This is a genomic window from Cupriavidus campinensis (assembly GCF_905397395.1).
In the GTDB taxonomy this organism is placed as follows: domain Bacteria; phylum Pseudomonadota; class Gammaproteobacteria; order Burkholderiales; family Burkholderiaceae; genus Cupriavidus; species Cupriavidus campinensis.
Window position 1 is genome coordinate 125,910 of record NZ_CAJPVH010000001.1, and the last position, 25,580, is coordinate 151,489.

General features: G+C 63.1%; 24 protein-coding genes, 3 pseudogenes and 1 other annotated feature. Of the genes and pseudogenes, 12 read left to right on the plus strand and 15 right to left on the minus strand.

From position 1 onward, the window contains the following. Window positions 1-581: 581 nt before the first annotated feature. A pseudogene (locus KHO18_RS00555) lies at window positions 582-1,626 on the minus strand (IS3 family transposase); the annotation flags it as partial. Beyond that, window positions 1,412-1,528: a sequence feature (AL1L pseudoknot), on the minus strand. Its footprint overlaps the pseudogene before it by 117 nt. 97 nt (window positions 1,627-1,723) lie before the next feature. On the opposite strand from KHO18_RS00555, the gene KHO18_RS00560 reads away from it, so the two are divergent. The 3 genes from KHO18_RS00560 (at window position 1,724) to KHO18_RS00570 (ending at window position 3,070) form a co-directional block, all read left to right on the plus strand. Beyond that, complete coding sequence (locus tag KHO18_RS00560; protein ID WP_211942583.1) at window positions 1,724-2,146, plus strand: DUF1444 family protein; 423 nt, start codon at window positions 1,724-1,726, stop codon at window positions 2,144-2,146. A 111-nt stretch (window positions 2,147-2,257) separates the two neighbouring features. Further along, window positions 2,258-2,563: a hypothetical protein gene (locus KHO18_RS00565; protein WP_144198370.1), complete on the plus strand. Its 306-nt coding sequence runs from the start codon at window positions 2,258-2,260 to the stop codon at window positions 2,561-2,563. A 120-nt stretch (window positions 2,564-2,683) separates the two neighbouring features. Continuing rightward, the gene (locus tag KHO18_RS00570; RefSeq protein WP_211942584.1) at window positions 2,684-3,070 is read left to right on the plus strand and encodes an SDR family oxidoreductase; all 387 of its coding nucleotides are present in this window, start codon (window positions 2,684-2,686) and stop codon (window positions 3,068-3,070) included. Between the two features lie 30 nt (window positions 3,071-3,100). Here the strand turns inward: KHO18_RS00570 and KHO18_RS00575 are convergent, their stop codons facing one another. From KHO18_RS00575 to KHO18_RS00590, 4 genes and pseudogenes are all read right to left on the minus strand, one after another. Continuing rightward, window positions 3,101-3,937 carry a molybdopterin-dependent oxidoreductase gene (locus tag KHO18_RS00575; RefSeq protein ID WP_244844394.1) on the minus strand — a complete coding sequence of 279 codons (837 nt, stop codon included), beginning with the start codon at window positions 3,935-3,937 and terminating at the stop codon, window positions 3,101-3,103. Next, window positions 3,934-4,545: a cytochrome b/b6 domain-containing protein gene (locus KHO18_RS00580; RefSeq protein ID WP_186296858.1), complete on the minus strand. Its 612-nt coding sequence runs from the start codon at window positions 4,543-4,545 to the stop codon at window positions 3,934-3,936. Before KHO18_RS00580 ends, KHO18_RS00575 begins: the two co-directional genes overlap by 4 nt. A 14-nt stretch (window positions 4,546-4,559) precedes the next feature. Next, complete coding sequence (locus tag KHO18_RS00585; RefSeq protein WP_244844395.1) at window positions 4,560-5,186, minus strand: DUF5666 domain-containing protein; 627 nt, start codon at window positions 5,184-5,186, stop codon at window positions 4,560-4,562. Between the two features lie 190 nt (window positions 5,187-5,376). Continuing rightward, window positions 5,377-5,748: pseudogene (locus KHO18_RS00590) on the minus strand (efflux RND transporter permease subunit); the annotation flags it as partial. Between the two features lie 227 nt (window positions 5,749-5,975). Between KHO18_RS00590 and KHO18_RS28345 the strand changes: the two are divergent. The 3 genes and pseudogenes from KHO18_RS28345 to KHO18_RS00600 all read left to right on the plus strand — a co-directional run bounded on the left by KHO18_RS28345 (window position 5,976) and on the right by KHO18_RS00600 (window position 7,353). Beyond that, complete coding sequence (locus KHO18_RS28345) at window positions 5,976-6,386, plus strand: GntR family transcriptional regulator (RefSeq protein ID WP_244844396.1); 411 nt, start codon at window positions 5,976-5,978, stop codon at window positions 6,384-6,386. Between the two features lie 30 nt (window positions 6,387-6,416). Then, window positions 6,417-6,827, plus strand: a complete 411-nt coding sequence (locus KHO18_RS28350; RefSeq protein ID WP_244844398.1) for an FCD domain-containing protein — start codon at window positions 6,417-6,419, stop codon at window positions 6,825-6,827. Then, window positions 6,775-7,353: pseudogene (locus KHO18_RS00600) on the plus strand (tyrosine-type recombinase/integrase). The gene KHO18_RS28350 and the pseudogene KHO18_RS00600 overlap by 53 nt, the downstream one beginning before the upstream one ends. Before the next feature lie 55 nt (window positions 7,354-7,408). Here the strand turns inward: KHO18_RS00600 and KHO18_RS00605 are convergent. Beyond that, complete coding sequence (locus KHO18_RS00605; RefSeq protein ID WP_211942586.1) at window positions 7,409-8,476, minus strand: SDR family oxidoreductase; 1,068 nt, start codon at window positions 8,474-8,476, stop codon at window positions 7,409-7,411. Window positions 8,477-8,572: 96 nt separating this feature from the next. On the opposite strand from KHO18_RS00605, the gene KHO18_RS00610 reads away from it, so the two are divergent. Beyond that, complete coding sequence (locus tag KHO18_RS00610; protein ID WP_144198365.1) at window positions 8,573-9,487, plus strand: LysR family transcriptional regulator; 915 nt, start codon at window positions 8,573-8,575, stop codon at window positions 9,485-9,487. Between the two features lie 982 nt (window positions 9,488-10,469). Continuing rightward, entirely contained in the window at window positions 10,470-10,997 is a 528-nt protein-coding gene (locus KHO18_RS00615) for a YMGG-like glycine zipper-containing protein (protein ID WP_144198363.1), read from the plus strand. 368 nt (window positions 10,998-11,365) lie between these two features. Here KHO18_RS00615 and KHO18_RS00620 read toward each other — a convergent pair whose 3' ends face one another. From KHO18_RS00620 to KHO18_RS00655, 8 genes are all read right to left on the minus strand, one after another. Beyond that, complete coding sequence (locus KHO18_RS00620) at window positions 11,366-11,743, minus strand: carboxymuconolactone decarboxylase family protein (protein ID WP_244844400.1); 378 nt, start codon at window positions 11,741-11,743, stop codon at window positions 11,366-11,368. Window positions 11,744-11,905: 162 nt separating this feature from the next. Then, entirely contained in the window at window positions 11,906-12,529 is a 624-nt protein-coding gene (locus tag KHO18_RS00625; protein ID WP_244844407.1) for a YceI family protein, read from the minus strand. Between the two features lie 207 nt (window positions 12,530-12,736). Then, window positions 12,737-13,048, minus strand: a complete 312-nt coding sequence (locus KHO18_RS00630) for a RidA family protein (protein ID WP_144198361.1) — start codon at window positions 13,046-13,048, stop codon at window positions 12,737-12,739. A 33-nt stretch (window positions 13,049-13,081) separates the two neighbouring features. Then, window positions 13,082-16,294, minus strand: coding sequence for an efflux RND transporter permease subunit (locus KHO18_RS00635; protein ID WP_144198360.1), 3,213 nt, complete (start codon window positions 16,292-16,294; stop codon window positions 13,082-13,084). A gap of 9 nt (window positions 16,295-16,303) precedes the next feature. Further along, window positions 16,304-17,437: an efflux RND transporter periplasmic adaptor subunit gene (locus tag KHO18_RS00640; RefSeq protein WP_211942587.1), complete on the minus strand. Its 1,134-nt coding sequence runs from the start codon at window positions 17,435-17,437 to the stop codon at window positions 16,304-16,306. Continuing rightward, the gene (locus KHO18_RS00645; protein ID WP_144198358.1) at window positions 17,434-18,930 is read right to left on the minus strand and encodes an efflux transporter outer membrane subunit; all 1,497 of its coding nucleotides are present in this window, start codon (window positions 18,928-18,930) and stop codon (window positions 17,434-17,436) included. Before KHO18_RS00645 ends, KHO18_RS00640 begins: the two co-directional genes overlap by 4 nt. 47 nt (window positions 18,931-18,977) lie before the next feature. Next, window positions 18,978-20,489, minus strand: a complete 1,512-nt coding sequence (locus KHO18_RS00650) for an aldehyde dehydrogenase (RefSeq protein WP_211942588.1) — start codon at window positions 20,487-20,489, stop codon at window positions 18,978-18,980. An 11-nt stretch (window positions 20,490-20,500) separates the two neighbouring features. Next, complete coding sequence (locus KHO18_RS00655) at window positions 20,501-21,238, minus strand: enoyl-CoA hydratase/isomerase family protein (protein WP_144198356.1); 738 nt, start codon at window positions 21,236-21,238, stop codon at window positions 20,501-20,503. Window positions 21,239-21,313: 75 nt separating this feature from the next. On the opposite strand from KHO18_RS00655, the gene KHO18_RS00660 reads away from it, so the two are divergent. Further along, window positions 21,314-22,048: a GntR family transcriptional regulator gene (locus KHO18_RS00660; RefSeq protein ID WP_144198355.1), complete on the plus strand. Its 735-nt coding sequence runs from the start codon at window positions 21,314-21,316 to the stop codon at window positions 22,046-22,048. A gap of 306 nt (window positions 22,049-22,354) precedes the next feature. On the opposite strand, the gene KHO18_RS00665 is transcribed toward KHO18_RS00660, so the two are convergent. After that, the gene (locus KHO18_RS00665) at window positions 22,355-22,660 is read right to left on the minus strand and encodes a YciI family protein (protein ID WP_244844412.1); all 306 of its coding nucleotides are present in this window, start codon (window positions 22,658-22,660) and stop codon (window positions 22,355-22,357) included. 315 nt (window positions 22,661-22,975) lie between these two features. Here KHO18_RS00665 and KHO18_RS00670 point away from each other — a divergent pair, with 315 nt between their 5' ends. From KHO18_RS00670 to KHO18_RS00680, 3 genes are read left to right on the plus strand one after another with little or no spacing between them, the layout of a single operon-like run. Then, window positions 22,976-23,959 (plus strand): ABC transporter substrate-binding protein, encoded by a 984-nt coding sequence (locus KHO18_RS00670; RefSeq protein ID WP_144198354.1) that lies wholly within the window; start codon window positions 22,976-22,978, stop codon window positions 23,957-23,959. A 27-nt stretch (window positions 23,960-23,986) separates the two neighbouring features. Further along, window positions 23,987-24,754, plus strand: a complete 768-nt coding sequence (locus KHO18_RS00675) for an ABC transporter permease (RefSeq protein ID WP_144198353.1) — start codon at window positions 23,987-23,989, stop codon at window positions 24,752-24,754. A 2-nt stretch (window positions 24,755-24,756) separates the two neighbouring features. Beyond that, window positions 24,757-25,575 (plus strand): ABC transporter ATP-binding protein, encoded by an 819-nt coding sequence (locus KHO18_RS00680; RefSeq protein ID WP_144198352.1) that lies wholly within the window; start codon window positions 24,757-24,759, stop codon window positions 25,573-25,575. Window positions 25,576-25,580 lie beyond the last annotated feature (5 nt).

Below are 25,580 nucleotides of genomic sequence, written 5' to 3' on the forward strand. Positions count from 1 at the left end.
CACCGAGGCTTCGCTACGGGTGACCCTTCAGGCCACGGTCCGCAGTACCGGGTTGCTGGCCGTACAACTGGCCATCGCGGGTCAAAAGATATCGGATCGGCGGGACGAGAGGTACGCCGTCGACGCGTCCGGGATGGCAAGCTGCGAAGCTTTTGCACGCGAGTTCGGGGCGCGGCTACAGATCGAACATATCCCGGCGCGCATTGTCCGGCTCTCCTTCGAGGCGCCCCGCACTTCGGGGGCAGTTCAGGAAGGTAGCTAGATCACCACTCATATTTGGCCGTTGCCAGCACGACACGAAACTTTGGCAAGCTCCTCGGTAGGGAGATGGCGTCTAGCCCCCGCCGGTCCATGGCCACGAATCTGGGTGAGAGTCTCAATGTCCGCTGCGGCCCGTCTCCGCCGTCGCTCTCTCCGTGACGGTCGCCCTGGCGACAGAGGCAAATTCCGCCCATTCGCGGTCTGCCGGTTCGCCCGTGAACTACCATTCCGCGTCGGGATAGTGAGCGGGCCCCGCTCTAATGGACAGGTTCGCGGGTTATTGAACCGCCCCGGCTTTCGTGGAGGCTGGTTGGTTTAAGTCAGGCCGTGGCGGCCTGTTCGGTAAGTTGCCGATAATACGTTGCTTCGGCCTCGGCCGGCGGCACGTACCCGATGGAGCCGAGCAGCCGGTGATGGTTGAACCAGGACACCCATTCCAGCGTTGCCAGCTCAAGCGATTCCCGGGTCCTCCACGGAGCACGGCGGTGAATCAACTCGGCCTTGTACAGGCCGTTGATCGTCTCGGCCAGCGCATTATCGTAGCTGTCGCCCCTGCTGCCCACTGAAGGCTCGATGCCGGCTTCGCCCAGGCGTTCGCTATAGCGAATCGATACGTATTGCGAACCCCTGTCGCTATGGTGGATCAAGGCATTCTCCGGTTCAGGCTGCCGGGCGTACAGTGCCTGCTCCAGGGCATCGAGCACGAAATCGGTGTTCATGGAACTGCTGACCCGCCAACCAACGATGCGCCGGGTGAACACGTCGATGACGAAGGCCACGTACAGCCAGCCCTGCCAGGTCGAGACGTAGGTGAAATCGGAAACCCAAAGCTGATTGGGTCGGTCGGCCTTGAACTGTCGATTGACGCGATCAAGCGGACACGGCGCTCGCGTATCGCTTGTGGTCGTGCGCACCACCTTGCCGCGGACGACACCGCGCAGCCCTCGGCGGCGCATGAGCCGCTCGACGGTGCAACGGGCCACCGGAATGCCATCACGGTTCAATTGCTTCCAGACCTTGTCGGCGCATAGACCTGCATGTTGGCTTGCCAGACGCGCTCGACATGCGCGATCAGAACATCGTCACGCCGGGCTCTGGCACTGCGCAGGGCGGGATTGCACCGCTGCGCCGCGTAACGCCAATAGCCCGACGGGGCGATCCGCAGCACCTTGCAGATCGGCTCGACCCCGAAGCTGTCGCGGTACTTGTCGATGAAGGCTCTCATCACTTCAATCGGCGGTCGAGCTCCGCCTGAGCGAAAAACGCGCTGGCCAGCTTCAGGATCTCATTGGCCTTGCGCAGTTCCTTGACTTCACGCTCCAGCGCAGCAGACTGCCTGGACCTTAGCCTGGTAGTCCCCATCCTCAAAGTGATGGAGCCGGCCGACCCCTCTGATGACGTCTTAGTGCTCGCTCGCGACGAGTCGCCTGTCACGAGGCCGTTTGCGGCGGACTTGATCGTCATGTACGCAATCGACTTGCCAACTCACTTCCGTTTCGTTACCTATCGAGAACTCACGGACGCCTCGATTTCAGAGGAAGAGTTGCATGCAGTTGCCCTTCGCAATTTGCCTATGCGATTACCCGAGATTGAGTTTCATGGCGAGGCGCCTCGCTACATGGTCACCGCAGGGGGGAGTTTTGAGGCGACGTTGTTGCTCTTGGGATCATTATGGGAGCAGGTCGAGGAACAGATGCCTGGCGAAATTCTCGCTGCAGTTCCCGCGCGCGATCTGTTGTTCGTGTCGGCTTCTGGATGGGAAGGCGCACTGCCATTCATGCAGGACATGACTAGTAGAGATTTTCCTGAGAAGAGGTACGCGCTGTCGACATGCGTGCTCGCTCGTCGTGACGGAGAGTGGGTCCCTCACGCTCTTGCGGCTTAGTTTGCCGGTTGCCTAATAGAGCGGGCTTCCGTCGCAGCCCACAAGGAATCATTCAGGTATGCTTGTTGCCATGCGGCCAGACACAGAATCAAAGGGACAATGGAACAGGCAATGACCGTACAAACCAAGTCCGAAGCAATCAATCGTGCCATCCAACTTGCTGCAGCCAAGGGCTACCAGGTGAAGGAAATCAGTGATGGCTATTCGGGGGCCGAGCAGGTTGTCTATATGGCCGGACGACTCACGGGGTCATTGCGCGCCGAGATTGAAACTGGGATTCCGGAACTACGGTACGGGAAGTCTGAACGAACACCTCAAAATCCGCGGATGAGGGTTTTATCTCCACCGCACCCATCGTCGGCCTGTCCTTTCCGGCCTAGGGCTGCAGGGCTGCACCCGGCCAAGAGCAGACATTGACGATAGAATCTCGAGCGTCTGTTTTGTAGTCACGAGCTGACTCTGACCACAACCATTGGGTCGCTTCGTGAACAAAAAAAATAGAACGGTGTGGGGGCTGCTTCTGGTGTCCGTAATCTTATGGGGAGTACGAGTTTCATTTCCGATGAGTACGATCTGCTTTCGGCCTCCAAGGCAGCCTTGAACTCCATGACCGTATCGCCAGCAAAGGCGGCAGCGGCCGACGGGGTTACCGTCAATGCCGTCTCTCCCGGCACGATACATAGTGCCGACCTCAACAGCCGGTTCCGTGAAGTCGACGTAGATCGTGGCCTGGCAGTTAAGGATGCGCCCTGTGAGATCATCGAGCACGCAGTCCTGCCAATGCTTGCGGCGCAGGTGCCGGTCGGCCGGGTTGGCCGACTCGACGAGATCACGGGCACCATCGCCTTTCTTGCGAGTCCACTTGCGGGATACACGACGGGCATGAGTCTGCGAGTCGATGGCGGCCTGTCGCCCCGTCTATGAACCACTCCTGATGGTTTGCCACCATACGCCCTACAGCCCGCTGAACCAGTTATACCCCTGGTCCTCCCAATACCCACCGGGATTCTCGTTGGTGACAAACAACGCCGCCACGTGCTTGGGGCTCTTGAAGCCGAGCTTGGTCGGCACCCGTACCTTCAGCGGATACCCGTACCTGGGCGGCAGCGGATCGCTGCCGTAGTCCAGCGCCAGGATGGTTTGCGGATGCAGCGCCGAGGCCATGTCGAGGCTGGAGTAATAACGGTCTGCGCATTTGAAGCCCACATAACGTGCCGACAGGTCCGCGCCCACGTGCTGCAGGAACGTCTTCAGTGGCACGCCTGACCATTCCCCAATGGCGCTCCAGCCCTCGATGCAGACATGGCGCGTGATCTGCCCCGCCTGCGGCAGTTTGCGCAGCATCTCCAGCGACCACGGCTGCTTGTCTCGGACGCGTCCGGAGACCTCCAGTCGATAGTCGCTGCCGTCGATGTCCGGCACGTCGTACTCGGGATAGAACGCGTTGAAAGGGAATGGATTGGTGATTTGCGCACGCGTGTAGGTGGGCGCCAGCCGCGTGCCGCTGAACAGCCATCCCTGCACGCGGTCGTTCCAGCGCGACATCGCCCACAGGACCTTGTCCACGCTGTCCCTATCCTGCAACGTGCAGCCGGACAACATCGCCACCGCACCCAGCGATAGCGACGAGCGAAGGAACATGCGGCGTTGCAAGCGGACCAGTTGCGGACGAAAATCGGCCTCGGCGATGCCTTCCGGCAAAGCGCGACGAGGCAACTGTTGTGGCGGGTGATGCAACCCCTCCGGGGCTTCGGCTTCCATCCGCTTCTTGTCCCTTGGATCTTGACTCATGATTGATGCGCACTCCGGTGAGTGTCGCGACCGGTCACCATCGACACCAGTGTCCGGGGGAACATGAACACCAGGACCAAGTGCACGACGACAAAGGCCACGATGGCTGCCATCGCGACGAAATGGACCACGCGCGCCCTGTCATAGCCGCCCATCAGCGCCGTGAGCCATTGCAACTGCACCGGCTTCCAGATAGCCAGCCCGGACAGCACCACCACGACGCCGACCAGCAGCACGCCCACATAGAGCAGTCGCTGCACCGCGTTGTACTCGCCGCTGTCATGCGACAGGCGAAAGCGCAATGCCAGCGCCCCGTCGCGCAGGATGGCGCGCGGATGCAGCGGCAAGAGCCGGCGCCGCAAGTGGCCACTGGCCAGCGCGCAAGCCAGGTAGACCAGCCCGTTGGTCACCAGCAGCCACATCACCGCCAGGTGCCACGCGATGGCGCCGCCCAGCCACCCGCCAAGTGTCAGCCGCGCGGGAAACGAAAACGGGAAGATTGGCGACGCGTTGTAGATGGCCCAGCCGCTGGACGCCATGCAGACGATGGCGATCGCGTTGAGCCAGTGCGTGATGCGAACAAAGCGCGGATGAATGATGACTCGCATGGTTGACAACACCTTTACATCGGCGGCACGACCCCGTTCTTTCCCGCGGAGATCGCACGAGCGGCCAGCGAGCCATCGGGCTGCTTGCTGGCAAACAGCACCACGTTCGTGCCGGCCTTCAGTTGCGAGCGGTCACCCGGTTCCAGCTTGACGATGGGCACGTCGGTCGGCACGACGATATTCTTCTCGCCGCCCTTGTACTTGACCGTAATCGTGCGGCCATTGCTGACCAGCACGTTGCCGACCGTGCCGTTGGTCATCGAACTGTTGTTGCCCAGATCCCACGGACGGTGGCCATCGCCGGTGCCCGCCATGCTCGGCGGGAACACATGGACCTCCAGCGCCTTGAGGCTACCGTCGGCCTGCGGCACGGCCGCCGTGCCAATATAGCTGCCCGGCGCGATGTCCTTCGGATCGGCGTTTTCCACCACGCGCACCACCGTCTCCTTGTTCAGCTGCACGTCGACGTCCTGGCCGGCGCGGGTATGGACCTTCATCTGGTCCCCGCTGACGGCCGTGATCTTGCCGCGCAGCGCGGTGATTGGGGCGGATTGCGCCTGCGCCGGCAGCGCGACGGCGAAGGATGCAACGATGGCGGACGATACGGCGCCGACTACGAACGAGCGTTGAAGGAATGACATGGATGGACTCCCGAGAAGAGACATTGGTAGGCCGGGATGTCGCCCCATGGGGCGCGACAGAATAGCTTTAACCCGGATGAACATCGACCAGCACCGTGATTTGAGGCGCTTGCTACAGAAAATCATCCTGCATGTAGGATCCATTGAAGTTCGGCTCCCTGACCGCATGATCGACCCATTCCCGCTGGCGTCAGGGCTCCTGCCGATGCCCAGCGCCGGCATCCAATTTGTCCCCGGGTAACCGCCTGACCGAAACATAGAACACAGGGATCAACAGCAGCCCGAGTACGGTTGCCGCGAGCATGCCGCCGATGACGCCGATGCCGAGTCCATGGCGAGACACTGCGCCGGCACCGGTCGATACCACGAGTGGGAGCACACCGAGGATGAACGCCATCGAGGTCATCAGGATCGGACGCAGCCGCAACCTCGCGGCGGCGGCTACAGCTTCGTAGATGCTCAGTCCGCGCGCCTGTCCCTCGATCGCGAATTCGACGGTCAGGATCGCGTTCCTCGCGGCGAGGCCGATATCCGTGACCAGGCCGATCTTGAAATAGATGTCTAGGCAGGCTGTTCGACTTCATTTCGCAGCGCCGCCCCCATTGCGTCGAACATGGCAGCCGATACCTCGTTACCCGCCTCTTGCCGATTGAGGACGGAGGTCCAAACGCTACCGGTGCGTTCGATCAGCACGGGTGGCGAAAACGGATCTGGTGCCATGGGCTCCCCAAAATGACGTATGCTTAGTATACCCTGTATACACAGTATGCACAGATCTGGGAGAAGTCAATGCCTACTGAGGGCGCAGCGAACAACACACGGGCTCAGCGCGGCAAGCTGACGCTGGAAGCGATTGCGAGCAAGTATCACGAGCGTCTGCGGACACCCGCGGCATTTAGCGACTCACTGAGCGAGGCGCTGGTCGTGCCCGCGCTGCGCGAAGCGATCGTGGAGGGGGTGCTGCCGCCGGGCAGTCAGCTGTCGGAGGTACAGATTGCCAAGCAGCTCAATGTGAGCCGCACGCCCATGCGCGAAGCGTTCGTCCAGCTGGAGCGCGAAGGCCTCGCGACGATACTGCCGCGCGTCGGCGCGCACGTACGTACCGTCACGCGCCGGGATGTTGAGGAAATCTATACAGTGCGGGCAGCGCTGGAGTGCCTCGCGGTGCAGGAAGCCGCGGCGCGCATCACGCCTCTGTGAGCGGCTCAGCTCGATGACGTCCTGACGGCGATGCAGGTGGCACTGGATGCAGGGGATGCGACAGGCTACGTGGACGCGCTTGATCGCTTCTACACCATCATCATGGCGATTGCCGATAACCGCGCACTGCAGGAAACCCATCTGGGCCTGATGGGACCCGTCCGACGGCTGCGCCGCATCGCCATGGTTCGTGGGGGACGCATGCGCCTCGTTCAACCAGTCCGTGCGTATTCGCGACGCGATCGTTCATCAGTCAGCCGACGTCCAGGAACTGATGCGCGAGCAACTACGCGGCGGCGCTGGATGTATTGGAGCGAGCGGCTGATTGAAGGAGTGGCGAGACACGCGCGAGCAAACTGGCCCTCCCTTCCTCAGAAAGGAGAGGATCATGGAGACGTCGAGTTCACCTGCCACGCCGCGGGTCCGGTGGAACAAGGGTAAGCTCACAGGACAAAAGCCACCGCTGAAGCTCTGCGAGATCTGGGCGATTCGCACAACGCTGCAAATGTCGTCGAACCATTGTGAGCTCGCGCTGTTCAATCTCGTGATCGACAGCAAGCTTCGAGCACGCGATCTCACGAGGCTACGCGTGCGAGACGTTTGTCAAGGCAGCCGCGTCGGTGCTCGAGCGATGGTTATCTAGCAGAAGACGCACAGGCCGGTCCAGTCGAGATTACGGAGCAGACCCGTTCAAGTCTTGAGGCATGGATCGCCGACCGCGGATTGCCTTCATCCGACCCCTCGTTTCCAAATCGGAACCACGCTTCGGCCCCTGTCAACTCGTCAGTACGCCAGGATCGTGCATCGCTGGATTGCGTAATTGGCTTAGACGACACCGCGTACGGCACCCACACTATGCGGCGAACCAAAGCATCGCTCATCTACCGTCGCACTAAGAACCCTCGAGCATCAATTGTTGCTTGGCCACGCGAAGCTGGAAAGCAATTTTTGTCTTCCCGTTACATAGCGGGGTCGATACTCGGATGTGCTCATCGCCCTCCACAGCAGTCGTTCGCCACCCTTCAACCGGGAATGAGACGTTCTGCCTTCAGTCGCTCGAAAAGATCGAAGAACGCATCTGGCGTACCTTGGTAATCGAGGAAACCGGCCTTGCGGCTTTTAGTCATGTCCGTCACGACTTCCATTGGACGTCCGAGATCGGCGTCGGTGTGCCACCACGAAGCAAGCCGGTAGATGTCCGGCTCCGCCAACCCGTACTTGGCGGCAACCTCGCGCCATTGATCAGTGGCATCCTGCATCCGACCCTCGAGTGGTCGCACGATGCCGTCGAACGGCGCCGCTTCGATGCCGAAATAACCGGCCAGTTCCCCCCACATCGTCTTCCAGCGGAACACGTCGCCGTTTACCACATTGAAATCTTCGTTTCGCGCCGCTTCGCTCGTCGACGCCCATTCAAGATGCCGTGCAAGAAGGCGGGCATCGGTCATGTCCGTGAGGCCGTTCCACTGCGCAGCGGACCCTGGAAACACGAAAGGCCGCCCAGCATGCCGACACAGCGTCGCGTAGACGGCGAGAGTCTGCCCCATGTTCATCGCGTTGCCGGGCGCAAAGCCGATGACCGTGTGCGGGCGATGCACGCTCCATGTAAAGCCGTCGCGCGCCGCCGCGTCGAAGAGCCGGTCCTCCTGCTCGTAATAGAAATTCTCGACCGGCTGACGTCCCTGCGATTCCCGAAACGGCGTATCCGGAACGGCACCAGACGCATAGGTTTCGAACGGGCCGAGATAGTGCTTCAGCCCGGTCACCAGCGCCACATGTTCGAGCTTTGCGCGTCGGCCCAGCGAATCGAGGACGTTGCGGACCATCGCGCCGTTGACGCGGATGTTTTCCTTCTCATTCGCCTGCCGCGCCCAGACGGTGAAAAACACGTGGCTAACGTCGACGCTCGCCGTCGCAGCCGCGACGGATTCGGCGGACGCGAGATCGGCCACCACGGACCGGCACCCCGGCACCCCGGCATTAAGTCCGCGCGACAGTCCAAAAACGGTCCAGCCCGCCGACAGCAGACGATCCGCCAAGGCTCGCCCGACAATGCCGCTGGCGCCGACGATGAGTGCTCGATGATTCATTGGTAAGCCTAGTTTGGTCCGTGGCTCGAGCATACTTCAGATCTCAATTCCCATATGCGATAATATTTCTTCATTAGACCGAATTTAGATCATCAATTGGCTACCTTAGCGACCGAACGCCTGAAGGGCATCATTCCGTTCGTCTACGCCGCCGACGCGGGTGGCTTCACGGCTGCGGCAGAGAGGCTGAACCTGACGAGTTCGGCGGTGAGCAAGAGTGTCGCCCGGCTCGAACGGCGGCTCGGCGTCGTGCTGTTCGAGCGGACGACGCGCAGTCTCGCGCTCACCGACGCGGGGCGCGCGTTTCAGGAAACCTGCACGCGCATCCTGACGGAGCTTGCAGAGGCGGAAGCCGTTCTCGCCGCGCAACGGCGCGAGCCGGTCGGCACCGTGCGCGTTGCATTGCCGGCCTCGTTCGGCCGTCTGCGCGTCGTGCCGGTTCTGTCCCGCTTTTCCGCGCAGTATCCGGACGTGCGGCCGCAGTTGTTGTTTGCGGACCGCTTCATCGACCTGGCCGAAGAAGGCGTCGATCTTGCCGTGCGCATCGGAGGGCCGCCGGATGTGCCCTCGTCGCTCGGTCGGCGCTTTCTAGGCCGCGAACGGCTGGTCTTCTGCGTGGCGCCAGTCTATCTCGAGAAAAACGGGATACCGCAGACGATAGACGAACTGCAAAATCATGCCTGTATCGTGTACGGACGGCCCGACGGCACGCAGTCACCTTGGTCGTATGCCCTGGCGGACGGGCAAGTCGGGCAATGCGTCATGCGTCCACGCATCGTGGCAGGCGACGCTGAGGCACAACTCGCATTCGTACGGGCGGGACTTGGCATCGCGCAGCTCGCGACGTGGCTGGTGACGGATGATCTGAAGGCCGGCCGCCTCGTCACTATCCTTGATCAAACCGCAACAGATGGCTTACCGCTCAGCCTGCTATGGCCGGTCGCGCGGCAGTTGACGCCGAAGGTCAATGTGCTGGCACAGATGCTCGAAGCGCATCTGCATATTCGATGAACGAGCTCGTCTGATCTGCCCCATCGCCCTCTCGCTCGGATACTTTCGATCACAAAAGCCACGCGGTCGATCTTCAGTGTTGATTCATGCAACGACACCATCAGATGCATACCCTGCGTCGTGCAAACGAGCTGGGTATTCGAGTCGCTGTCGATGTACTTGCTCACCAGATGCTCAACAAGCGCCAGATGTAGGCTACTCTCCGGCTCGTCAACCACGTCACCCGGCTGTCTGGCGCCTTTCGTCGTCAGCACGCGACGCTTACAGCGTTCATCACGGCCGTTGTCCGCCCCGTAATAAAGGTAACGTCACATTTCTAAAGCGGCTTGCGGTCGGCCGGCTAAGGCAAATTGGCGTTAAATACTTGACAGCGCTACCAGTTTTCCGGCGACAGCTCTTTGCGGCAGGAGCCCGGCAGTGGCTCCACCGGCAGGCACGACACGTTGGGGTATTTATCATGAGCGGACGCAAGCTTGGCCTTATCGTTGTGGCAGTGGCGGCAGCCGCGGCACTTCTCGGAAGCGGCACCGCGGAGGCGCGCGGATTTGGACATGGGTACGGGCATGGGTACCACGGGCATGGGTACGGGTACGGGCACAGGCACTTTGGCGTGGGCGTGTTTGTCGGCCCTGGCTGGGGTCCGGGATGGGGTGGTGGCTGGGGTTATCCGGATTACCCCGGCTACTATCCACCGCCAGCCGTGGTTGCCGTGCCAACGCAGCCGCCGCAGTACATCGAGCAGGGCGCCGACGGCAATCCGATCGTTGCACCAGCCGACCCGGGCCTGGGTGGTGGTTATGGGGGGCCAGCTGGCGGTGCCGGCGGCGCGCCGGTTGCCGGGAACAATGAGAATCCGAATCAGTTCTGGTACCACTGCACGCGGCCGGAAGGCTACTACCCGTATGTGAAGACCTGCCCAGGCGCCTGGGAACAGGTGCCCGCGCATCCTCCGGCCGGGTCCTGAGACAGGGAGGAAACGATCATGAATACGCGTTCCATCGCTTTATTGCTGACCTCCACGCTCGCGCTCGGCGCCTGCGCGGTGCTGCCGTCGGGCCCAAGCGTGATGGCATTACCGGGCACCGGCAAGAATTTCGATCAGTTTCGGTCTGAGGACTACAACTGTCGTCAGTATGCGTTCGGACAGGTGGGTGGCACCACGGCGCAGGACAACGCCAACGCCAGTGCAGTCGGTAGCGCGGCGATCGGTACCGCGCTGGGCGCCGCAGCCGGTGCCGCATTCGGTGGCGGCTCTGGTGCTGCGGTCGGTGCCGGCGTCGGCCTGCTGACGGGTGCCGCGGTTGGTGCGGGCAACTCGTACCAGTCGGGCTACGGCACGCAGCAGCGTTACGACTCGGCGTACACGCAATGCATGTACGCGAGCGGCAATCGTGTGCCGGTGTACGGCACCATGGCATCGCAGATGACACCGCGCCGCGCGGCTGCCGTGCCGCCGCCGAACTACCTGCCGTACTACCCGCCGCCTCCGCCGCCCGGCTATATGCGCTGAAGTTCGGTTGGTTGGTTAGGCTGGTTGGTTGGCAAGCGCGCTTCGGCGCGCTTTTCTTTTGGCGTAAGCTGCCGGACCAGCGCCGGGACTTCGCGCGTATCCACGTGCAGAACCCGCGCGGCTGCATCTCGGCTTTGCTGCCCTCGCTCAACTCCTCGCAGTTACGCGCGAGCGTGGCGAACTGGTTGCGTTCGTCGCCCTGATAATAGTAGCGCAGTCGATCCACCCATAACGTGCCCGCTCCTGTTCGCCTGAGAGCGCGAACAGCCACGCGGTACGCGCGATGGCCGCTTCGGGGTCGGTGGCTGCCTCCGGTACCCGCGCGGCCGAGGGCAAAGACAGGCTGGTCCCGCCCCGGCCCCGGAACCTCAATCGAGCGGGAGCTGGATCCCTGCCTCTGCGAAAACCTCGCGCACGACGGCCAATCCGTTTAGCGCGGCGGGAAAACCGGCGTAGACCGCCATCTGCATCACCACCTCAACCACCTCACCAGGTTTGCAACCCACATGCAATGCGGCATGTACATGCATACGAAGTTGGGGTAACGCATTTCCCAGTGCGCATAGCGCTGCGACTGTGGCCAATTCCCGTTCGCGCAAGCCAAGCCCTTTTCGCGTGTAGATGTCGCCGAACGGGAACTCAAAGTCCGGGAACGATTTTGCCAATGATTCGACCACTTGAAGACCTGCCAAGCCATCCACCGGCGGACAAAGAATCTGCGCGCCGCGCAGTTGCTCCTTGGTCACACGAAGATCGAGAGCACGGTGAGATATTTGGGCATCGAGGTCGATGATGCCCTGGAAATGGCGGAGCAGCTCATCTACGAATCCGCTCAAGTCAAAGGGCAGGCGAACGTTGCGGCTGCGCGGCATCAACTCGATGTCCGACGCCCACTGCCCTAGAACGCCTCAAGGCGCCTGTGCGAACGCGACGTCAATCGTCACGTGTACAGCGTCGCTTACTCCAGGGAACCACGTCGACAGACCAAACTTCTGCAGGCTGATGTCTCCGGACGCCGCGAATTCCAGCGGGCCATCGTTCGGTGGTTGTATGGCGCCGGGGACCTGCGTAACCAAAAAATCTACCGGGCACACGACACCGTGCATCGTCAAGTCTCCGTGAAGCCAGCCACTGCCCGCCTGATCTCGCACAAACCGAGTGCTGACGAAGCGGATCTCGGGGTAGTGAGCCTCGTCAAGCATGCCACTGCCCCGTACGATGGGTGACAGGAAGCGTGGGCGTGTTTCTACGCTCGCGACGTCGATCTTGACCGCCACCTGAGCATAGTCACCGCTGACGCCCCGCTCCAGTTGCGCGTCCACGCGCGTAAAGCGCATCCGGAGCGGTTTGTGGGACACGTTCACATCGAAGAAGACGTTTGCACGCTGCAGGACATAATGCGCCGGCAGCAAGTCCACGTCGGTCGGTCGCGCCTGACCGACGGCTCCTGCCAGCAAGGAAAACGTGGCAAAGACGATCCCGGCGATCACGCGCCGTCGGGCAGCATAGGACCAGAGCGAAAAGTCGTGCACGGCGACTCCTTGTCGAAAGATCGTGCTCCCTCCTGTAAACACTTGACGGGGGGGCAATATTCCCTCGACGCTGCAACCTCGTATGCAAGATCACGATGCATTCCGAGATGGACGGCGCGCTTGCGCCGTGCCCTGCCGCGTTTTGTCCGATCCCCTGCGCTATGCCGGCCGCACGGTGCAAATGAAATCCACGTCCACCGATGCGCCCTACGGCAATTGCAGGACACCGATGGACGAGCGCGTATGTATGCCGACCTCGCCCAGCACCGAATACAAGACGTCGGAGGCGCCGTCGGCGACTTCGCTTTGTATCGTGAAGTCCGGCGCGCTTCGCACGAATACGTTGATGCGCGGCACGGCCTGGATGGCGTCGAGCGTGCCGCAGCTTTTTTTGATCAGCGCCAGCGCGCGCAGCGTCGACGCCACTGCCGTACGACGCGCCTCGTCGAGCGAGATGGACTCGCCCACGATTCCGACGAAGCACACCACGTTTCCTACCCGCGGGATCTGGCGGGCAATGCGCCAAAGTCCGCTCGCTTCCGGGACCTCCCGTCAAGCGTCCTCGCGCGTTCCGGCAGGCGTGTCGAGCTTGTCTCCGAGCACTCGCCTGACCGAGACATAGAACACAGGAATCAACAGCAGTCCAAGTACCGTCGCCGCGAGCATCCCGCCGATGACGCCGATGCCGAGTTCATGGCGGGACGCCGCGCCGGCGCCCGTCGATACCACGAGGGGGAACACACCGAGGATGAACGCCATCGAGGTCATCAGGATCGGGCGCAGGCGCAGCCTTGCCGCAGCGACGACCGCGTCATAAAGGCTCAGTCCGCGAGCCTGTCCTTCGACTGCGAATTCGACGATCAGGATGGCGTTCTTCGCGGCGAGGCCGATGACGGTGACGAGGCCGATCTTGAAGTAGATGTCGTTCGGCACGTTTTGCCACAGGCAGAAGACCAGCATGCCGAGCATCCCGATGGGGGCTACCAGCAGTACCGAGGCAGGGATCGACCAGCTCTCGTAGAGCGCGGCGAGGCACAGGAACACCACGACGATGGAGAGCGCCATCAGCGTGGTCGCGGAGGATCCAGCCAGCAGCTCCTGATAGGACTGCCCCGTCCAGTCCGCAGAAAAGCCCGGCGGCAGCTTCTGGTCGATGATGTTCTGGAGCACCTGCATGGCCTGCCCTGTCGAATAGCCCGATGCCGGATTGCCCACGATTTCGATAGCGGAATAGCCGTCATAGCGCGGTTGCACAGTGGGTGCGACCGCCCAGTTGGTGCTGACCACGCTGGATAGCGGGACGATGTTGTAAGGACTGACCAGCGTGTTGGCCGCCGATGGGTTCACCGGTGCATGCGTCGCCGCTGTGGCGGGCGAGCCGGCGTTCGTCGTGCCGGCAGCGTTAGGCGCGGGCGTAAACAGGTGCCGGAACGCATCGATGCCCATGCGGAATGGCGCGTCCGCCTGGATGTACACGCGCTTGACGCGGCCCCCGTACGTGAACTGGTTCACGAAGAACGGCGCCAGTTCCATCTGAATCGTGTTGTAGACATCCGTCAGCGACAGTCCCATGGACTCCGCCTGCGTGCGGTCCACCGCGATGTGCAATTGCTGCGCGCTCGGCAGCGAATTGGCGCGGATGCCGTAGAGATCGGGGCTCTTGCCGGCTTCCTCGAGCAGTGTTTTCTCGGCGGCCTCCAGTTGGTCACGCGACTGCCCGCTCCTCGCCTGCAGGTACATGTCGATGCCGCCAAACTGGCTCAATCCGCGGATCGTCGGCAGATCGGTCGCGAAGATCTGCGCCTCGGTGACGCCATGCAGGATCTGGTTGACCTGCGGAATCAGCGCCATCGCGCTCTGCGATCGCTGGCTCCAGTCGGTCAGCTTGATGAACGTCATGCCGACGTTCTCGCTCGTGCCGACGAAGCTGAAGCCGACCGGCTGAAACATGGCATTGATGTCCTTCCCGATCGGGCTGTGGAGAAGCTTGTCGCGGACTTCGCCCATGACGCGTCTCGTGCTGGCGAGCGTCGATCCCGACGGCAGGTTCACGAGCACGAGGATGAAGCCCTGATCCTCGTCCGGCACGAAGCCTGTTGGCAGCTTCGTGTACAGGAAGCCCGCCAGCACGACGAACAGCACGAAGCCCATCATCCATCGCGGCGCATGACGGACGGCGCGGCTGACGTGGCCAATGTAGGTGCGCGACATCCACCCGAAACCGCGATCGAACCAGCGGAAGACCAGTCCTTTATTGTCGGGGTGGACCGGCCTCAGGATGGCGGCGCACAGCGACGGCGTGAACGACATGGCCAGGAACGCGGAGAAGATCATCGACACGGCGATGGTCAATGCAAACTGGGCGTAGATGATGCCCGTCGCGCCTGGCTGCAGCGCGGACGGTACGAACACCGCTGACAGCACCACCGTAATCGCGATGATGGCGCCCGTGATCTGCCGCATGGCCTTGTGCGTGGCGGCTTTGGGCTCGGTGCCCTCCTCGCTCATGATGCGCTCGACGTTCTCTATCACTACGATCGCGTCGTCGACCACGATACCGATCGCCAGCACCATGCCGAACAGCGTAAGTTGATTGAGCGTGTAGTGCAGCAGCGAAAGGCCGATGAACGTGCCCAACAGCGCCACGGGAATGACAAGCGTGGGAATGATGGTGGCCCGGAGATTCTGCAGGAACACCAGCATCACGATGAACACGAGCGCGATCGCTTCGATCAGCGTGTGAACCACATCGGTGATCGAGGCCGTGATGAATGGCGTGGTGTCATAGGGCACGCTCCACGTCACCCCGGCGGGCAGATCCCGGGCAAGCGACGCCATCTGTGCCTTGACCGCATTGGCGACCGACAACGCGTTGGCACCGGGCAGCAGGAAGACCGCCATCCCACCGGCGGGCTTGCCGTCATAGACCGGTGCGATACCGTACGTCTGCGCGCCGAAGCTGACCCGCGCCACGTCGGAGAGCCGCACCGTCGTGCCGTCGCTTCTCGACAGCAGGATGATGTCGCGGAACTGTTGCAGCGATGAGAACAGGCTGTCGCCGGATACCGTTGCCGTGAAGACCTGCCCCTTCACGGCCGGGTCCGCACCGAGCGACCCCGCCGCGAACTGTGCGTTCTGGGAATTGACTGCGTTCAGCACCTGCGTCGTCGACAGCCCATAGCCCTGCAGCTTGTCGGGATCGATCCAGATGCGCGCCGCATATTCCGAGCCGAGCAGCGTCGTGTTGCCCACCCCGCTGATCCGCCCGATCACCGGCTGGATCTGCGACGCGAGGATGTCGCTCAGCCGCGGCGCGTCTACCGCGGGACTGTTCGAGCGCAAGGCAATGAACATCAGGATGTCCGGACTGGCCTTGGCCACGACGACGCCCTGCTGGGTTACCTGCGCGGGCAGCAGTGGCGTGGCCAGCGTCACCTTGTTCTGCACCTGCACCTGCGCGATGTCCGGGTTGGTGCCGGTGGCGAACGTCAGCGTGATGACGGTCTGGCCGTTGGCGCTCGATTTAGAGCTGAAGTACAGCAAGTTGTCGATGCCGGTGAGCTGCTGCTCGATGACCTGCGTCACCGTCGATTCCATCGTCGCCGCGCTGGCGCCAGGATAGTTGGCCGTGACGGTCACCTGCGGCGGCGCGATCTCCGGATACGAGTCGATGCCCATACTGCGCATGGCAATGGCACCGAACAGCGAGATCAGGATAGCGACGACCCACGCAAATACGGGTCGATCGATGAAGAAGCCAGCCATGCATACCTCCTACTTGCGCACCGAGACCTGGCCGCCTTCGCGTACGGCCTGCAGACCCGTGACGATGATCCGGTCGCCCTGAGCGAGGCCTTTGGTGACGATCCAGTCGGTGCCCTGACTGCCGTCTGTCTCGACATCCTTGCGCACTGCGTTGTCATTGGCGCCCACCGCCAGTACGTAAGCCCCGCGGGTATCGCGCAGCAGCGCGGGCTGTGGAATCAGGAAGACATCGTTCTGACGGCCAAAGTCTGCCGTGAGCGTGACGTACATCCCCGGCAGCAGCAGGTGCCGGGGATTGGAGACCAGCGCCCGCAGGTTGACAGCGCCGGTGGTCGCGTTCACGGCCACGTCCGAGAAGTCGAGCGTGCCAGTGTGATCGTAGGGCGCGCCGTTGGGCAGGCTCACTTGCACCGTCGTCGCATTCTGGCTGACCAGATCGACGCCGCCATGGTCTGCGGACTGGCGCAGCGACGTCAGGTCGGCCGAACTCATGGTGAAGTTCACGTAGACCGAGTCGATCTGCTGGACGGTCGTGAGTAACGTGCCCGCCGTACCGGCATCGTTGGTGCCGTTGCCGACGATCGCGCCTGCCGTCACGAGTTGCTGCCCCGCGATACCGGCGATCGGCGATGTCACCCGGGTGTAGCCGAGACTGATGCGCGCGCTCTCCACCGACGCGCGATCCGCCTGTACGCGCGCGGCGGCACTGCGCTCAGCCGCATCCGAGTTATCGACGGTCTGCTGCGATATCGATCCCACCGGCAGCAACGCGCGGTTACGCTCGGCGGTGACACGATCGTCGACATAGGTCGCTTGGTCCTGCGCGAGCTGCGCCACGGCGCTGTCGAGCTGCGTCTTGTAGAACGACGGGTCGATCTCGAAGAGCACCTGCCCTTTCCGCACTGCCGTGCCCTCGGCATAGACGCGCTTGTCCAGCACGCCCGACACGCGCGCCGTGACGTTGGCGCTGTAGAACGGGGACAGCCGGCCAACGAACTGACGAATCAGCGGGATGCTTTGCGCGTGCGCGGTCAGGACGTCCACCGTCGGAGGCGGCGGTGCCGGTGGCGTGCTATGGGAACAGGCAGCGAGCATGGCCGCGCCCAGAATGAGTACCAGCGCCCTGGATGGAGACAACTTCATGGCAAGGCCTCCCAACCGCCGCCGACGTTCTTGATAAGGGTGACTTCGCTCTGCGCGAGCGCGGACTGGGTATCGCGCAAGCTCTGCTCCGCCTCGATCAGCGTGAGCTGCTGATCGAGCAGATCCTCGACGCTCGCGGTGCCGATGCGGCGCTGCGCCTGCACGCTGGCGAATAGCTGGCGGTTGCGAGCCAGTATGTCCGCCGAGGACGCCGCCTGCGCGCGGAGATGGTTGAGCGAAGACAGGCTGTCTTCGACGCTCTGGAATGCGGTCAGCACCGTATTGCGATACGTGGCCACCTGCTGGTCGTAGCTCGCGCGTGCCACGCTCACCTCGGCACTGCGCTCTCCCGCATCTAAGATCGTCGCCGCGACATCGGGACCGAGCGTCCAGAAGTGGCTCGGCAATGAGAACAGGCGCGCGAACGTATTGCTCTGGAAGCCGCCCTGTGCGGACAGCGTCAGCGTCGGGAAGAACGCCGCAATCGCCGCGCCGATCTTTGCATTGGCAGCGGCGGCGAGGCGTTCGGCACTGACCACGTCGTACCGCCGCTCCAGCAACTGCGATGGCAGTTCCAGCGGCACATCCGGTGCGCGGAACGCGTACGCGGGGTCCGGCGCGATCGACAATGCGGCCGGCGGTACGCCCGTCAGCACGGCGATCGCATGCTCGTCCTGTTCGCGTGCGATCCTTGCTGCCTGCAGGTTCCCGACCACCGCATCGAGCACGTCCTGCGCGACCAGTACGTCATTGCTCGATGACGCTCCCTCGCGGAAGGATGCCTGCGTGATGTCGAGAATGCTGCGGTCGATGTCCTGCTGCCGCTCCAGCGAATGGATGTCATAGTCGGCCTGCCGCAGTGCCAGATAGTCGATCACGACGCTGGCTGCAATCGATAGCCGCACACCGGCAAGCAGGGCATCACTGGCCTGCGCGCTGGCCTTGGCCGACTCGATCTGGCGTCGGATCGCGCCCCATAGATCGAGTTCCCACGATACCGAAGCGCTGGCGCTCACGCTGTTGAAGACACCGGTACTCGCCGTCCTGCCGATCGATGAGGTTCCTGCCCCGGCCTGGGTCACGCCCGTAGCGGTGCCGGTGCGCGCGCCGGACGCCCCCGCCGTCACGATCGGAAACAGCGCGGCAGTGTTCACCTGCACAGTCGCCAATGCCACGCGATACGCCGCCTCGGCGGCTACGATGGACTGGTTGGCATCCAGCGCGCGCTCGACGAGTCCATCGAGCGTGTTGTCCCGATACTGGCGCCACCACGTACTCGATATCGACGCCTCCGGATTCGCCTGAGCGCGCTGCCAGCTGACGCCTTCCTTGAAGCTCTGCGGGATCTCCACCGCAGGCCTGCGATAGTCCGGGCCAACGGCGCACGCGCCGAGCAACAGGGCCAGTGCGAGCGTCGTGCCCTCGCGCGCGAGCCGCCGGCATGCCACTCTTGGCTTGCGGCGATCCTCCGGGGATGCGTCCAGCAGGTCCATATCCACGCGTGCTCCTCGAAAGCCTGTCGCCGTGCGTCGTCGTCCGGTCAGTTCAGGCGCTTCGGTTCGCCATCTTCGGCATACCAGTCCGTCGTCTTCCCGGAGGTGTTGATCGTGACCGCACGTGGCTCGCTGAACTGGTCGAACGACTCGACGCCGGTCTCACGACCCACACCGCTCTGCTTGAAACCGCCCCACGGCGAGGCCGCGTCGAGCCGGTGATGGTCGTTGATCCAGACCAGGCCGAACTCGAGCTTGCCGGCGATCCGATGCGCGCGTGCTACGTCCCGCGTCCACACCGATGCCGCGAGGCCGAACCGCGTGCCATTGGCGATGCGCAGTGCGTCGGCCTCGTCCTCGAACGGCATCACGACCGTCACGGGCCCGAATACCTCTTCCTGACAGATCTCGGATTGCGGGTCGGCGTCGTAGAAGACCGTCGGTTCAAGATAGAAGCCTCGCGCGAAAGCGGCCGGTGCGCAGCCGCCTGTCAGCACCTTCGCGCCGTCCGCTTTCGCGCGGTCGAGCATGGCGAGGATGCGCCGGCGTGACCGTTCGGATATCACCGGGCCGAGTTGCGTTTGGGCATCCGACGGGTCGCCAATGCGAATGGCGGCCACCTTCGCCTGGAAGCGCTCGAGAAATGCGCGATAGATCGATCGCTGCACGAGAATGCGGGCGCCGCAGACGCAGGTCTGTCCGGCACCGATAAAGGCGGCGAACGCCGCACCATTGACCGCGCGCTCCAGATCGAAGTCGTCGAACACGATTGCGGCACCCTTGCCGCCCAACTCGAGCGTCGTCATGGCGAAGCTGCGCGCCGCCGCTTCGCCGATGGCGCGCCCGACTTCCGTGCCTCCTGTAAAGACGATTTTCCGCACCAGCGGATGGCTGGCCAGCGCCGCGCCGGTTTCACTTCCCACACCGTTCACCACATTCACCACGCCGTCTGGCACGCCCGCCTCGCTCAACAGACGCACGAGCCGCACGGTGGTGAGCGGGGTCTGCTCGGACGCCTTGATCACCACGCTGTTGCCCGTGGCCAGAGCGGGCGCGAGGCTCTTGGACAGGATCATCAGCGGGTGGTTGAACGATGTCATCAAGGCGACCACGCCGAGCGGTACGCGCTGCGTGTAGCAGAGATAAGGACTTTCGACCGGAATGACGTCACTGCGGCGCGTGAGCGCGAGCGCGGCGAAATATCGGTAGAACTGCGGCAGGCGTGCGATCTGCGCGCGCGTCTCGTTGATCGGCCTGCCGTTGTTGAGCGTTTCGAGTTGATAGAGGTGTTCGAGGTCCGCCTCGAACAGGTCCGCGAATCGATCGAGCACGCGCGCCCGCTGCGGGATCGGCATGTCGCGCCACACCCCGCTCTCGAACGCCGCATGCCCCGCGCGGACCGCGCGGTCCACATCGTGTGAAGACGCCACGGCGAGCACGCCGATGGCATCGCCCGTGGCCGGATTGACGATCTCCAGCGTACGTCCGTCAGGGGCCTGCCCCCACTCGCCATCGATGAAGAGCAGCGCCTCATGGCGCGATGTATTGTCGAAGTCCATGGAAATATCCTTTAATGACCGGCACGCTGCATGATGCGGAGGCTCGTAGCGGTAAGCAGTTCCGTCGCACAACGGAAGTTCTGCTCGACCGACCCTTCTTGCGCGGCCTGGAAAAACGCCTTGCACTGGCGCGCACCGGCGTCGTCAATGCCGACCACGCGCGCGATCAGCGCGTCGGTCTCTGCCTGCAGGCGTGCCGGCGCCGCGATCTGCGTGACCAGGCCCGCCTGCAGGGCGTCGGCGGGCGTCATGGCGTCGCCGAACAGCAGCATGGGAAACAGTTGCTTGGGGCGGCCGTAGTTGCCGAGGTAGGCCATGATGGCGGCTGGCGGCAGGCCTTTGCGCATTTCGGGAAAGCCGAGGGACGCGCGCGACGACACCAGCGTGAAGTCGCAGAGGATCGCGATGCCGAACCCGAATCCCAGCGCGTCGCCCTGTACCTGCGCGACGGAGATGAGCGAGGTGGAGCGCAGCAAGCGTTTCAGTTCGATGAGGCGGCTGACTTCGGCGTGCAGGGTCTCCGCGTCGCGCCCCGCTCGCTCGCGCCCCGCACAGAAGACCTCGCCTGCCGCGCGGAGGCGCAACACGCGCGCGGTCGGTCGTTCGACTTCCCTGCGCAGCGCAGCCACCATCGCCTCGAACATGGGCGCCGACACTTCGTTTCCCGCCTCTGGACGATTGAGGACGAAGGTCAGGACGCCGCCAGCGCGTTCGATCAGCACTGGCGGTGAAAACGATGCTGGTGCCATATGGCCCCCAAAGGTGCAATGGTGTATACTTCGAATACCCTGTATACAGGGTATGCAAAGATCTGGGAGAAGTCAATGTCTGCATCGAGAACCGAAGGGAAGGCGCTGACGCTGGAAGCCATTGCGAGCAAGTATCACGAGCGTCTGCGGACGCCGGCGGGGTTCAGCGACTCGTTGAGTGAAGCTCTGGTCGTGCCTGCGTTGCGTGAGGCAATCGTGGAGGGGGTACTGTCGCCGGGCAGCCGGCTGTCGGAGGTGCAGATCGCCAAACAGCTCAATGTGAGCCGCACGCCCATGCGGGAAGCGTTCGTCCAGCTGGAACGCGAAGGCCTCGTGACGATCCTGCCTCGCGTCGGCGCGCATGTGCGAACAGTCACGCGCAGGGATGTGGAGGAAATCTATACGGTGCGGGCAGCGCTGGAATGCCTCGCGGTACAGGAAGCCGCGGCGCGCATCACGCCGCTGGGCGCGGCCCAGCTCGATGATGTCCTGACCGCAATGCGCGTGGCAGTGGATGCGGGCGATGCGACAAGCTACGTCGATGCGCTCGACCGTTTCTACACCATCATCATGGCGATCGCGGACAACCGAACGCTGCAGGAAACCCATCTGAGCCTGATGGGACCGGTCAGGCGGCTGCGCCGCATCGCCATGGTTCGCGGGGGCCGCATGCGCGCCTCGTTCGACCAGTCCGTCCGCATTCGCGACGCGATCGTTCTGCAGTCCGCCGACGTTCAGGACCTGATGCGCGAGCAGCTACGCGGGGCCTGCGCGGCGGCGCTCGCTGTTCTGGAGGGGGCGGCTGAATGAATGCGGGACGGGGACACTCGACCGACAGTGCAACGGAGATCGGCCGTTTTTCCTAATGTCGTACTTGGGCTGAATTCAAATGTCGCATCCCGGCCCCCGGATCATGGCTCTCGCGGTAGAAACGTACTTCCAGGCGCTATATCGGCGAGATCGCGCAGTGATCGATGTGTGACATGCACGGCACTTGCCGACGGCGGTTCCTTGACCGCTCCGGCCATTTGGAAGCTGGCCGCGAATAGCCGAAACTGGCCGAACGCAGAAGCTAGCCGGTCGCCTGGCGATCGCAGCGGATACGGGCCCTGCCCGTCAGCTCTCCAGGTCATACCCAAACTCGCGGAGTTCCTGCGCGCAGCGGCAAGCCTTGGCGATCCGTGCGGCCCACTGGATGGCGGCTTCGCGCGACGGGAGCTCCAGGACACAGAAGCCGCCGTCGAACTCCTTCGTCTGGGGATAGGTTTCGCTTGTGACTGTGCCGTCTGGGGCGACCATGAGTGGTGCGACATCCGCGTTGATGCCGCCCCCGAACACGTATACACCAGCAGCCTTCGCCTCGCGTATGACCTCGCGCGCAGCTTCGCCCACCGCGGCAAATTCCTCGGCGGGGACTGCCATTGCCTTTCCAGGAAAGGAGATTAGGTACTTCGTCATCGTTCGGTCCTTCGGTGTAATGCGATGTGGCGTTCGGGAAACGCAACCGGCTTGCCAAATCGCCGATGCACCAAAGCGTGGCCCCAAAAAGGGGCCGTGGCGCACCAGTCCTCCGCTTTTTTCGCCAATCCGCCGCTTTGATGGAATGACTCCCGGTGGTTTTCGGGTTGGCCCGACTTTTGCATAAGAAAAATCAAATTTTTGGGACGTATGGTCCCGAAAATTTAAAAAGTCGTTCAACCATTTGCGCACCCCACTGACGTGCGCCAGGGAGTCAGCATGTTTCTCCGTTCCGTCACCCGTCGCGCACGCGACGTACTTGGGTTGGCGCTTGCCGCCACCACGTTCTCCGCAGGGGCTGCGCAAGTTGTCAATATCGGTGTGCAACCCGCCACGCAGCCCATCTATATCGCCAAGGCCGCCGGCTATCTGGCACCGCTGGAAGCCAAGTACAACGTCACGTTCAAGTTCCACAGCTTCCCGTACGGCGCGCCCGAGAATCAGGCGATGGCGGCAGGCAACCTCGACCTGGCCTCGGCAGGCATGGGCCCGGCCGTGGTGGCCTCGGCGCGGCTGCCGGCCAAACTGCTTGGTATCACGATTCTCGAACAGACCGCCATCGTGGTGCCTTCCGACTCGCCGGTGCGCACAATCGCCGACCTCAAAGGCAAGCGCATTGCCTATCCCGGGGAGGGCTCCCAGCAATATCCCCTCCTGCTCAACGCCTTGCAGAAAGCGGGCCTGAAAGCGTCCGACGTGCAACTGTTCAAGACCTCGGGCTCGCAGGTAGGCACGCTGGTGGAGCAGCACAGTGTCGATGCCGGCATTACCTGGGATCCACACATCTCGATGGCACTCGCTGGCGGCAAGACGCGCGTGCTGCTCAAGGCCGAGAAAATCCTGCCGCTCAAGGGTGGTCACTACGTGGGTGACGGCTTCTATGGCCGTACCGAATTTATCGATGCCCACCCAGACCTCGTGCGCGACATCATGGCCGCACAGATCCGCGCCATCAAGCTGATCAACAGGGAGCCGCAGAAGGCCGTGGAGATGTGGGCCAAGGAGATCGGTTTTCCGCCGAAGGTAATCGAGTATTCGTTGAAGGAAGGCATCTCGGTCTATTCGACCGACATGGTGCCGGATGCCGAAACCCTGAAAGTCTACGCGTCGTTCCTCAAGCAGGCTTCCATCCTGCAGGAAGGTGACGAGCCAAAGCTCGCGCCCGAGCCGGCACGCCAGGCATTGGCCGCCGAAAAGCCCTGATCGTCCATCGTCGCAAAGGAGTTGCTGATGGTTTCGCTTTCCCGGTCCGTGGCCAGCCGCGTGTTCCCTTACCTTGCGGCGATGATCGCCGTGGTGCTGGTATGGGAAGCCGTGGTGGTCATGACCCATCCCAGTCCGGCGGTACTGCCCTCACCGGAGTTGACCGCGTACACCCTGTATGACCTGTTCGCGTCCGGCACGATCTTCCGCGACATCGGCGCCAGCCTCGGCCGCGTGCTGGCGGCCTGGCTGCTGGCGGCGCTCGTGGCGATTCCGCTGGGGCTGCTGCAGGGCACGCGGCCGCGGCTTGCCAGCGTGCTCGAACCGCTGGTGGAGCTGTTCCGGCCGATCTCGCCGCTGGCCTGGATTCCAATGGCGATCCTCTGGTTCGGCATCGGCGAGGCGGGCAAGGTCTTCATCATCTTTATCGCCACCTTCTTCCCGATCCTGCTGAACACGGTCTCGGGCGTGAAGGCCGTCGATCCTGTGCTCGTGCGTGCCGGGCGCGTGCTCGGCTGCAATTCGGACGCGCGGCTGTTCTGGCAGGTCATCCTGCCGGCCGCAATGCCGACCATCCTCGTGGGCCTGCGGATTTCGTTCGGCATCGGCTGGGCCGCGATCATCGCGGCGGAACTGGTGGCCGCCAACAAGGGACTCGGCTACCTGATCGCCAATGGCATGGAGATCCTGCGGTCCGACCAGGTGCTGGCGGGCATGGTGATCATCGCGCTGCTCGGTATCCTGATCGATGCCGGCTTTCGCATGCTTGGCCATCGGCTGGGCTTCAAGGAGTGAACATGGACCAGGCTGTGTCCAACCCGACCCGTGAAGGCGTGGTCATCAACAATGTCTCCAAGCTTTACCACACGCGTGCCGGTGAAGCGGTCGAAGCCCTGCGGCCGGTGTCGCTCGACATCGCCGCCGGCGAGTTTGTCGCGCTGATCGGCCCGTCCGGCTGCGGCAAGAGCACCTTGCTCAATATCGTGGCCGGCTTCGAGGCGCCAAGCGCGGGCTCGGTGCTTGTGGACGAAGAAAAGGTGACCCGTCCCGATATGCGGCGCGGCATGGTGTTCCAGCAGTACGCGTTGTTCCCATGGCTCAACATCCGGGACAATATCGCTTTCGGGCTGCGTCAGCAGGGCGTGCCGCGCAAGGAGCGCGAAGCCATTGCCAACCGCTACCTCGAGTTGGTGGGTCTCGGCGAATTCGGCAACGCGCGGCCCGATGCGCTCTCTGGCGGCATGAAACAGCGTGTGGCGCTGGCGCGCGTGTTTGCCACGGAGCCGAGCACGATCCTGATGGATGAGCCGTTCGGCGCGCTCGATGCGCTGACGCGTGGCTTCCTGCAGCAGGAACTGTTGCGGATCTGGCGCGAGCACCGCAAGACCGTGCTGCTGGTGACCCATTCGGTGCAGGAGGCATTGTTCCTGGCCACGCGCGTGGTGGTGATGACCAGCCGGCCGGGCCGCATCAAGCTCGACCAGCATGTCGACCTGCCGTACCCGCGGACGTTGGGCACGCCCGGCTTCCGTGAACTGGAGTCAACCATCCTGACCGCGCTTGACGATGAGTTGCGCAAGACGTATGGAACCGCACCCGCGATGGTGTCGGACTGATAGGA